We start from the raw sequence: 9,080 nt of genomic DNA on the forward strand, positions 1-9,080 counted from the left end.
GACGAACGCGACGGCCCGACTCTTCCTCGACACCACGGAGTTCATGCCTGACCAGCGGAAACCCACCGGTCACGTGCCGAAAGACAACACCTTCTAACCCGCAGCGAGGACGAGGCGTTCTGGGCCTGGGCGGTCATCGAGACCCTGCGGCACACCGGCATCCGCCTCGAAGAGCTCCTGGAGCTGACCCAGCTGGCGCTGGTGTCCTACCGACTCGCCGACACCGGCGAGGTCGTCCCTTTGCTGCAGGTCGTCCCGTCCAAGAGCAACGAGGAGCGGCTCCTCCTCGTCAGCCCCGAGCTGGCCAGCGTCCTCGCGACCGTCATCAGCCGGCTCCGCAGGGACAACGCCGGCACTGTCCCCCTCGTAGCCCGCTACGACCCCCACGAGCTGGTAACTGGCTTGCCCCTGCCGCACCTCTTCCAGCGCCGCGTCGGCTGGAAGCGCGACGTCATCACCACGAACATGGTCTACCAACTGATCAACGACACCCTGCCCCGGGCCTCGCTGACCGACCCCACCGGCCAGCCCCTGAACTACACGCCCCACGACTTCCGAAGGATTGTCTCTGCTTAGTTTCTGTGTGGCGATTGGCTGCAACTGGACGTCTGTGCTGGGCGTTTGGGCTTTGCGCTGAACGGTGTGGTGTTTCTACTGTCAGCGCTCATGATCCTGAGTTTCTTCTCGTCCCGGGGCTGGGAGTCCTGGGACGTCGAGCACCGACCGTTGATCCCCGAGGGGATGCCCGTGCTCGTCGATGACGACCTGCGCTTCGAGGACGGACCGGCCGTGCCGCGTCCGACGGCGGTGGTGAACCGGTGGTTGCGTGAACTCCCGGCCAGCGGGGCGCCGGCACCCAGCTCGTGGGAGAACTACGCGCGGGCGGTCAAGGAGTGGATGGAGTTCCTGGCCGAGCACGGGGTGGGGTTATTCGACTCGCGGGAGCGGTTGAAGGCGGGGCTGAGCCGGTACGCCGAGCATCGGGCCGCAGGCCCGCTGAAGGCCCGGTTCGCGGCGACGACATGGGGCCAGCACATGAGCATCCTGTCGCTGTTCTACCGCTGGGCACTCAACGAGGGGTACGCGACGGCGGAGCCGTTCACCTACCGGGCCGCGCGGGCCCTGTTCGCCGGCACCGGCCGGGAGGTGAAGGTGAACCTGGCGGTCCGCCGCACCCCGAAGCCGCACGTCACGATCAAGTACCTGGAGCCGGACTTCACCGAACTGTTCCGCAACGGACTGCGCGGACTGGCGCCGGACGGCTCCCAGGACAGCGGCTTCCACGGGAGGGAGATGACCCGCAATGGAGTGGTCGGGGATCTCGCGCTGGCCACCGGGCTGCGGCTGCAGGAGTTCACCTACCTGCTGCCGTGGGAGATCCCCGCGCTGCCGGCGCCGGAGCCGACTGCGGTGCCGATCCCGTTCCCGGTGCCGGCCGGGATCACCAAGGGAAGGAAATTCCGCACCACGTGGACCTCCTACGAGGCCCTCGCCGGTGTTCATGACTACTTGGAGCTGGACCGGGCGGCCACGGCGGAGGACGCGAGCTGGCGTCCGCCGCGGCGATGGGGTGATCCGCTGATGGTGACCGAGCCCGACGCCCGAGGCGGGCTGATCAACGGCGTCCGGCGGTCGTGGGCGTCGCTGGCCCCGGCCGAGCGGCGCCGGCTGGTCGCCCCGGGCGGGGGCTCGTGCCTGCTGGCACTCAAGAACGGCGGCGGCCCGTTCACCGCCTGGGCGACGGTCTTCGAGCGCACATCCAACCGGATCCGGGCCCGCTTCGAGCCCCGCTTCCCGCACGTCTGGCCCCACCGATGTCGCCACACCTTCTCGATGAGGACCCTGGAATACCTGGTCACCGGGCACTATCGGCAGGCCGCGAAGCTCGTGCGGGACGCCGACGCCGACGCCGCGCTGGTCTTCTACCTGACCAAGGCCGACCCGCTGCTGGTGCTCCGTGATTTGTTAGGACATTCCACCGTTCTGACCACGGAAAAGTACCTCCGCCGCTTGGACACGACCCGCATCTACCGGGAGGCATACGAAGGCGCCAGCGCCGCAGCCGGACTGACTGACGACGCGTGGGCCGAACGCGAGGCCGGAGACGAGTTCGCTCCTGAGGACGAAGACGGAGACGCCTGATGCCGACCATGCTCATCGACGAACCACTGGGCGTCACCTGCGTGTTCAGCGACGGCAGCCGCGCGGAGTTCTCCCTGGACGGCTTACCCAACCCGCACCTGGCCCGGGATCTGGCCATCGGGCTGGTCGACCTGGTCCACCCACACGGCACCGCGGATTCAGCCGGCACGGTCAACCACTACGTCCAGGCTCTGCGGCAGATGGTGCGGGTTCTCGCCGGACGCGGGTTCACCGGCGGCGCCGCCCAGCTCCGGCGGGGGCAACTCGCCGAGTTTTGGCTGGGCAGCACCGGCCCCCGAGAGGCGTGCACCCGGGCGATGGTGAGAGCATTCGCGCAGGTCGGCGGCGTCCTCGCCGATGGGGTGGTGGAGCTTGCGGCGGGACGGCCCTACAACCTCCAGCCCAACCATCACCAGCTGCCGCCCTACGCGGAGGCCGAGTGGCAGCGCCTCACCGAGGTCTGCCGCACCCTCGCCGACGAGTCGTACGCCGCTCACCGGCGGGCCCTGGCCGCGGCTGCCCAGGGGAAGCATCCGGGTTCCGGCGGCTGGAAGCCGGAAAACGTACGGTGGTTGCTGGCCCGGCTCGGCCCGGTGAACGCCGCCCGCTTCGGCGAAGAGGTCGGTTGCACCGAGTCGGCGGTCTGGCAGCGCGGCGGGTTCATGCAGGCCAGTGCCGATCTCTTCCCCACCCACCACGCCATGATCGCCTACCGGCTGCTGTTGGGCATCTACTCCGGCATCGTCCCCGACGGGATCGACGACCTGGTTACCGACGACATCGACTGGGCCGGGGACAGCACGATCCTGCTCTCCTATATCAAGGGCCGCACGGCAGCCGAGAGCCTGAACCTGCCGCGCCGGGCCGTGCGCCTGCTGGAGCAGTGGCTGGCGCACTCGGCCCTGCTGAGAAGCTTCAGCGCCCCCGATGGCCAGCGACGTCTGTGGCTGGCCCTCAGCCGGCCGGGGCACTTCGCGGTGACCGCTGGGACCGGTGCGCGCGTCACCGTCCAACGGTGGGTTGCGCGTCACCAGATCTTCGGCGAGGACGGGCGTCCTTTGAAGATCCACCGCTCCCGGATCCGTACCACGCACGAGGCGATGCGGGACAAGAGTGCCTGGACCGGCAGCGGCCGGGCGACGATTGACCCGAACCACACCCCGGCGGTCGAGGGCGACCACTACCTGACCGCGGCCACCCCCGCTCAGCAAGGCGCCGTCGAGACCATCATTGAGGACGCCCAGCACGACATGCTCCGACGTTCCCACCCGCCCACCGTGATCACCGAAGAGGATGCGGCGGTATTGGCCGAGGGCTATCCGCAGCTGGTCGCGGCCATGGACCTGGACGATGCGGCGATCGCCGAACTGGTCGGCGGGCAGCGCGATGTGTTCACCGCTGCCTGCGGCGATCAGCTCTCCGGGCTGCACGGTCCGAAGGGGAAGCCTTGTCCGGCCCGTCCCTGGGTCTGCCTTCTCTGCCCGTTGGCGGTCTTCGCCCCACGGCACGCGGTCAACCTGCTGCGGCTGAAGGCGTTCTTCTCCCGGCAGTGGCAGCAGATGCCCGCCGCCCAGTTCATGGCCGTTTTCGGCCCCTATGCCGCCCGCATTCAGCAGGTCCTGGACCGTTTCGACCCCGCTGTCCTCGCCGCGGCCTGCGCTGGCGTCGCCGACCGGGATGACGAACTGCCCCTGCGTCCTGAGGAGCTCACCGCATGACTACCCCAGCTGAAGTCTTCTCCTTTGACGGCCGTTCCGCGGTCTTCGCTGGCACCGACGTCTGCCACGAGGCTGGCCTCGCACTGCCCGCTGGAGCGAACCGCCCGTGCTTCGAGGATGACATCTGGGACTTCACCCACGTCATCGGTCTGCCGGCTCAGATGGCCCGATGCACGCGGCGCTTTGACTTCGCTGCCATCGCGGATGCCCGTTGGCGGCTGGTCGCCAAGGAACTCGTGCTGGCGATGCTCATCCCCAGACATGCGTCGGTCATCCCGCTGCCGCGCGCCTATCGCACCGCCTTGCACCTGAACACCTGCGCGGGCCGGCTGGGCGAACTCACCCGATTCTTCGCCTGGTTGGAAAACCAGGGAACGTCTGGCCTGGACCAGATCGGCGCCCGTCTCTGCGAGGCTTACCTGGCCCACCGCCGCTACGTGCTCGACGAGCACGGGGCCGTCGTCGGGGAACAGAGCCACGGAACCAGGCGCTCGGCCGCGCAGATCGTCGTCGACCTCGTCAATTACCGCGAGCTGTTCACCGCCGACCGCGTCTCCGCGGATCTGCGGCCGTGGGGTGGTGCGGCGGCCTCGGCGGTCGCCGAGATGCCCTGCGGCCGGACCCAGAACAAGACCCCGCCTGTCGAGGACGCCGTCCTGCAGCCGATGCTCGCCGCCGCGCTCTATCTGCTCTCCACGCTCGGCCCCCACGCCGTCGAGCTCGCCGAGGAAGTACGGGAAGCCGACCGCACCTCGTCCTGCAGGGCGGCTGGGCTCCGCCCGGCCGGTCCCGCGCCGGTGGCCGAGTTCGCGAGCCTGCTGGCCGAGTACGAGCGAACGTGCACACCGCTGCCGATGCTGGCCGAACACCACATCGCCGATCGGCTCGCCACCGGTTGGGATCCTGATGATCTCCTGCTGCCGGTGGCCACGGGCGTTCTGGCCCGGCAGGCCGGGGCCAGCCAGTTCTGGTCACGATGGCTTCCGACCCTGCGCGGACCACTGGAGACAACCCTCGCAGTGGTTGGAGTGGAGAGGGCCTTCGGCCGTGCTGCTGTCGAGGTCAAGGCGGCGGACGGGACATCCTCGCTGCCCTGGACACTTCCCCTGCACCGCCTGGAGGCCGTTGCCCTGGTCGGAATCGTCCGCACCGCCGCGATCATCGCACTGGCCGCGGTGTCCGGAATGCGCGCGAGTGAACTGATGGAGCTGCGGGTCGGCTGTCGCCGCCCGCCCGAGGAGCCCGTTCCCGGCCTCAACCGGTTCCGGATCGCCAGCAAGGTCGTCAAAGGCCAGCCGCTCGGCGGAACCGACGACGAATGGGTCGTCGTCGAGCCGGTCTATCGCGCCGTCGAACTGGCCGAGCAACTGCACGACGCCCCGCAGCATGGGGCCTTGCTGTTCGGCCGGTTCGCCTTCGACGTCCGCTACCGATGGTTCAGGAACTGGGTCAACTCCCCAGCCGGACAACGGCTCGGGCTCGCACTCATCCCCGAAGGGCCCGTGAACCTACGGATGCTGAGGCGAACCCTGGCTCTGGAAATGGCCTACCGGCCCGGCGGAGTCCTCGCTTCCAAGATCCACCTCAAACACATCGCCGTGGCCACGACAGAAGGCTATGCCTCTCGCCCCGGCGGAGCCCAGGCCGAACTCCTCGCCGAGGTCAACAAGCACGAGAGCGACCGCAATCTCGACCTCGTGCTTGCCGAGTTCCGAAACTACCAGCAGGGCATCCTCCCAGCGGGTCCCGGCGCTCGCAGCCTTACTGACTTCTTCGCGCACATCGATGCCCAACTCGACGCAACCGCCGCGAAGGCGCCGAAGACTCAGCGCAGTGACCGCGACGTGATCAACCTGCTGACCAAACGCGCCAAGGTCCTCCACCTCGGGCCCGCGAACTACTGCTGGTTCACCGACCCGTCCCGGGCGCTCTGCCTCAAGCTGGCCGGCACCCCGACAGCCGACCGTCCGCTGGTCGGGATGTGTGACTCCGCCCGCTGCCCGCAGGCCACTCACCACCCCTGCCACCGGCCCGTCTGGGCCGAGCACGCCGGACGCACCGAGACCTTCCTCGGCCAGCTCGGCACCACGCGAAAGACCGAACGCGCCCGGCTGCAAGCCGACTACGACCGCGCTCTCCGGGTCGTCACCGAGATCGACAGCGCCAACACTGTGAACAGGGAATCCGTATGAGAATCTCCGCAGCCCAGCGGGCCGAGAACGAGAACCGCATCCGGGCCGCCATGGACCGGCTCCTACGCGGAGAGATCCCGCCCGGCGGAAAGTGCGACGTCAAGACCCTCGCCCGCGAAGCGGCCGTCGACCGCACCGCGTTCTACGGAACCCGCCCCTACGCTCACCTCCGCGTCGAGCTCGAACGCCGCCTGCAGGCCCTTCAGCAGGCTGGGGAGATCCCCGATCCGCGCGAGGCTCAGATCGCCCGGCTCAAAGCCGAGGTCTCCGCGCTCAAGACGCGGCTGGCCACTGCGGAGAAGACCAACGAAGAGCTCGGCGAGTTCCGCACTCAGGCCCTGGCCCGGCTCGCCGCCCAGCACGACGAGATCCTCCACCTCCGCAGGTCGGCGGCGACGGTCAGCAGCATGACACGCCTCCCAACAGCCCGAACCACGACGATCGGATCCTGCAGTTAGGCAACCGTCCCGACCTGCGGCGCCGTCAGCAGCGGATGCGATGATCTGCCCATGGGTATTCTCTTCGGCTACTTCGCTGCCGCTGATGACGACGACGCTGTTCGAGCCGTCGTCCGAGACGACGGTGAGTCCAGCGGGACCGGCTATGACCAACTGGTGATCAAGGGCATCGATCCAGTGGTGGAGCTGACGCCCGCCGAGGCACTCATGACAGGCCGGTCCGCCGCCGAGGTCCAGTCCGACCCTCGACACGGCAGCCTCATCGGAATGCTGGGGGACGGCGAGCTGGTGGTGGTGTCGCTGACGGACGCCTTCCGGGACGCGCTCGCGACCTGCGAAGCCACGTCTTTGCGCGACATCGCCACCAGCTGGTCGAGCACCGAGGGCGTCTTCTCCTACCCGGCTGATCCAGAGAATCTCGCCAGCTTCTTGGAACGGTTGTCCGGGCTCGCCGGCCGAGCAGTCACGCGAGATGCCCGCCTCTACTGCTGGATCTGTCCCTGACTCTGTCGCCGCCCCGCCAGACCCACGGGACCGCGACCCCGATCACGCGAGAGAACGGACTCATGACCAGTCTCGTCGAGATGAGCGAACGCGAGTACTTCTCCAACGTCGGCAAGCGGCCCGGGATGTTCGTCGGCCGCCCTTCCTTCCAAGCGCTGACCGCGTTCCTCACCGGATACGACCAGAACGCGGCCCGGCACCGGTCTCCAGGACTGGCGGGATGGCGCGAGTGGCTTGTCGCCCGGCGAGGGCAGGGCTGCAACCACGCATGGCCCGGTCAGGTCCTGCACATCGCTCTTCCCGAAGGCTGGGACAATCCCTGGGACCTTCCGCCTGAGGACGAAGCCCGCGCGATCGAGGTTCTCTTCCAACTACTCGACGAGTTCCTTGCGGACCGCGAGAACAACGAAGAAACCCAGGTCACCTGAGCATCGAAGCAAGCAGTATCCAGGAGGGATCCCATGTTCGACGACGTTCACGGCCTCACCCCTGACCGAGCCGCCTGCCTTACCTCTCTGGTCGAGCAGAGCCTTCCACTGCTCGACCAGGAGCGCGGAATGGAGGCCGTTCAACGCTTTCTGCACAGTCAGGGGGCCAGCGTCATCGACTCCATCGTCGTTACCCGCGAACTGCTCGGCGCAGGCCAAGGATCCCTCGGGACGGCGAAGGAGATCGTACTCACGAGTGCAGCCCGGACTACCGAGCTGAGGGAACATCAGCGGCTGGTCGAGGGCATCGAGGAAGCGTGATCAGCGCGGTCCAGGGGCGTCACCCAGAAGTGTGGTCTGCCTCACATCTGGGTGGCCGCAATGCAACACGGCCCGGAAGAAGCGTGGCGAATGCCCCGTCCGAGTCCCGCCAGCTCAAAGACAACACGAGCTGACCCGCACACGGCCTCTGCGGACACAAGAAGGACCTACGTCACCCACCTGATCGAGGACGGCTGGGACGCCCGCTTCGTCCAGGAGCAGGTCGGCCACGACTATGCCTCCACGACCGCGATCTACACCTGCGTGTCCTCCGACTTCCGCACCCGTACGCTGCGACGGGTCCTGGACGCGACGATGGAAGCCGCTCTGCGGCCGGCAAGGAGGGCACGATGAAACGCCAGGTCAGCTACCAGTGGCGGCTGCGCGAGGTGATGGCCCAGCGCGGCATCTTCGCCGCCTCCGACCTGTCCCCGCTGCTGGCCGACCGCGGCATCGAACTGTCCTCGGTGCAGGTCTGGCGGCTGGTCACCCAGACACCCGAACGCCTGTCGCTGCCGGTGCTGGCCGCGCTCTGCGACATCCTCGGCGTCACCCCCGCCGACCTGATCGCCACCCGAGCCGAGAACGCCGCACCGCGCCGCACCGCCGCCTCCGGCGGCGCCGACGTGGTCGACCTGGCCGCCACCATCCGGCCGAAGCGGGCCCGAGTCCGGCCGGAAAAGTGAGCCGCACCCGCGTCCGGGACGAGGACCTGTTCTGCGCGCGCTGCCGCCGCCCCGTCCGGATCGGCGCGGCCCACTGGCCCGAGGGTTACATCTGCGCTTCCTGCCGCGACCACGCGCTGGAAACCTACGGCCGATGTGTCGGCTGCGGCATCGACCGGCTCACCCCCGGCATCGCACCGGACGGCGGTCAGTGGTGCACCAATTGCGCCGGCGGCCTGGGCGACTTCTTTTGCGAACGCTGCGGCCGCGAAGCCGCCCGCTACCAGCGCGGAGTCTGCGGAAACTGCGTCCTGGCCGAGCGCCTGGAAGACCTCCTGGACGACGGCACCGGCCGGATCCGGCCCGAACTCGTCCCGTTCTACGACGAGGTCAGGAGCGTTCCCCGGCCCAAAGGGATGCTCACCTGGGTCGGCAAGCCTCACGTCCAGCAGATCCTGCAAGCCCTCGCCCAAGGACAAGTGCCACTGAGCCACGATGGATTGGGGACGCTATCGCCTTGGCGCTCAGTTGCCTATGTCCGAGACCTTCTCATGCATTGAGTGGTGTGCATCGTGAAGTGGCAGGTCACGGGCCTGGTGTGCGTCGGCGTCGGGGTGCTCACGCTGGTTGCGGGCGGATGACTTCGGTGAAG

11 protein-coding genes are annotated in these 9,080 nt (G+C 68.4%); all 11 read left to right on the top strand.

The genetic code is table 11. The features are described 5' to 3' along the window. Positions 1-201 precede the first annotated feature (201 nt). The 11 genes from AB0O11_RS38495 to AB0O11_RS38545 all read left to right on the top strand — a co-directional run bounded on the left by AB0O11_RS38495 (position 202) and on the right by AB0O11_RS38545 (position 8,988). Entirely contained in the window at positions 202-576 is a 375-nt protein-coding gene (locus AB0O11_RS38495) for a hypothetical protein (protein WP_363397051.1), read from the top strand. 90 nt (positions 577-666) lie between these two features. Then, positions 667-2,142, top strand: coding sequence for a site-specific integrase (locus tag AB0O11_RS38500; RefSeq protein ID WP_363397054.1), 1,476 nt, complete (start codon positions 667-669; stop codon positions 2,140-2,142). After that, the gene (locus AB0O11_RS38505) at positions 2,142-3,860 is read left to right on the top strand and encodes a hypothetical protein (protein WP_363397057.1); all 1,719 of its coding nucleotides are present in this window, start codon (positions 2,142-2,144) and stop codon (positions 3,858-3,860) included. The genes AB0O11_RS38500 and AB0O11_RS38505 overlap by 1 nt, the downstream gene beginning before the upstream one ends. Continuing rightward, entirely contained in the window at positions 3,857-6,052 is a 2,196-nt protein-coding gene (locus AB0O11_RS38510; RefSeq protein ID WP_363397060.1) for a site-specific integrase, read from the top strand. The genes AB0O11_RS38505 and AB0O11_RS38510 overlap by 4 nt, the downstream gene beginning before the upstream one ends. Further along, positions 6,049-6,510 (top strand): hypothetical protein, encoded by a 462-nt coding sequence (locus AB0O11_RS38515; RefSeq protein WP_363397062.1) that lies wholly within the window; start codon positions 6,049-6,051, stop codon positions 6,508-6,510. The genes AB0O11_RS38510 and AB0O11_RS38515 overlap by 4 nt, the downstream gene beginning before the upstream one ends. A gap of 51 nt (positions 6,511-6,561) precedes the next feature. Then, positions 6,562-7,014 carry a hypothetical protein gene (locus AB0O11_RS38520; protein ID WP_363397065.1) on the top strand — a complete coding sequence of 151 codons (453 nt, stop codon included), beginning with the start codon at positions 6,562-6,564 and terminating at the stop codon, positions 7,012-7,014. Positions 7,015-7,076: 62 nt separating this feature from the next. Continuing rightward, positions 7,077-7,442: a hypothetical protein gene (locus tag AB0O11_RS38525; protein ID WP_363397068.1), complete on the top strand. Its 366-nt coding sequence runs from the start codon at positions 7,077-7,079 to the stop codon at positions 7,440-7,442. Positions 7,443-7,475: 33 nt separating this feature from the next. Continuing rightward, a complete protein-coding gene (locus AB0O11_RS38530) occupies positions 7,476-7,763 on the top strand; it encodes a hypothetical protein (RefSeq protein ID WP_363397071.1) in 288 nt (95 codons plus the stop codon). 90 nt (positions 7,764-7,853) lie between these two features. After that, positions 7,854-8,117: a tyrosine-type recombinase/integrase gene (locus AB0O11_RS38535; protein ID WP_363397074.1), complete on the top strand. Its 264-nt coding sequence runs from the start codon at positions 7,854-7,856 to the stop codon at positions 8,115-8,117. Continuing rightward, positions 8,114-8,449, top strand: coding sequence for a helix-turn-helix transcriptional regulator (locus AB0O11_RS38540; RefSeq protein WP_363397077.1), 336 nt, complete (start codon positions 8,114-8,116; stop codon positions 8,447-8,449). The genes AB0O11_RS38535 and AB0O11_RS38540 overlap by 4 nt, the downstream gene beginning before the upstream one ends. After that, positions 8,446-8,988, top strand: coding sequence for a hypothetical protein (locus tag AB0O11_RS38545; protein WP_363397080.1), 543 nt, complete (start codon positions 8,446-8,448; stop codon positions 8,986-8,988). Before AB0O11_RS38540 ends, AB0O11_RS38545 begins: the two co-directional genes overlap by 4 nt. Positions 8,989-9,080: the final 92 nt, after the last annotated feature.

Origin of the sequence: Kitasatospora sp. NPDC093102, assembly GCF_040683915.1 — a bacterium.
GTDB lineage: Bacteria > Actinomycetota > Actinomycetes > Streptomycetales > Streptomycetaceae > Kitasatospora.